Source organism: Rhizobium sp. RAF56 (assembly GCF_052113965.1).
Taxonomy (GTDB): domain Bacteria; phylum Pseudomonadota; class Alphaproteobacteria; order Rhizobiales; family Rhizobiaceae; genus Rhizobium.
Genome location: NZ_JBFRDU010000113.1, coordinates 1 through 1,022, shown reverse-complemented (window position 1 = coordinate 1,022; position 1,022 = coordinate 1). Strand labels below are relative to the sequence as shown.

Annotated in this window: 1 protein-coding gene; it reads left to right on the top strand. The window is 67.7% G+C overall.

All coding sequences use genetic code 11. From position 1 onward, the window contains the following. On the top strand, window positions 1–1,022 hold a 1,022-nt coding region (locus AB4048_RS28800; RefSeq protein ID WP_442205351.1), incomplete at both ends, for a calcium-binding protein.

The following is a 1,022-nucleotide window of genomic DNA, read 5'->3' as shown; positions in this document are numbered from 1 at the left end:
AACGACGTCGTCAACGGCGGCGACGGCCAAGACACGCTTGACGGCGGCCTCGGCGACGACACCATCCGCGGCGGCAACGATAACGACGTCATCAACGGCGGCGGCGGCAACGACCAGCTCTACGGCGAAGCCGGCGACGACACCATCAACGGTAATGACGGCGACGACACGCTCGACGGCGGCACCGGCAACGACACGATGGCCGGCGGCACCGGCAACGACACCTATGTGGTCGACAGCCCCGACGATGTGGTCACGGAAAATCCGGGCGAAGGCACCGACACGGTGCAGTCGTCGATCGACTACACCGCACCTGACGGYGTCGAGAACGTCGWATTGACCGGCACGGCAAACACCGATGCCACCGGCAACGATGCCGACAACGCGCTCACCGGCAACAGCGGCGACAACACGCTCGACGGCGGCSYSGGCAACGACACGCTCTCGGGTGGCGACGGCCAGGACACGCTCAACGGCGGYGACGGCAACGACGTCATCGACGGCGGCGACGGCAACGACAGCGTCAACGGCGGCGCCGGCGACGACAGCGTCAACGGCGGTACCGGCGACGACACCATCCTCGGCGGCGACGGCAACGACACGCTCGACGGCGGCACCGGCCAAGACGACATCCGCGGCGGCACCGGCGACGACAGCATCGACGGCGGCGACGGCAACGACCTGCTCTACGGCGGCGACGGCGACGGTAACGACACCGTCAACGGCGGCGAAGGCGACGACACCATCAACGGCGGCGAAGGCAACGACCTGCTCTACGGCGAAGCTGGCAACGACACCATCAACGGCAATGGCGGCGACGAYACCCTCGACGGCGGCACSGGCAACGACACCTATGTGGTCGACAGCCCCGACGAGGTCGTCACGGACAATCCGGGCGAAGGCACCGACACGGTGCTGTCGTCGATCGACTACACCGCACCTGACGGTGTCGAGAACGTCGTATTGACCGGCCCGGCAAACACCGATGCCACCGGCAACGATGCCGACAACGCGCTCACCGG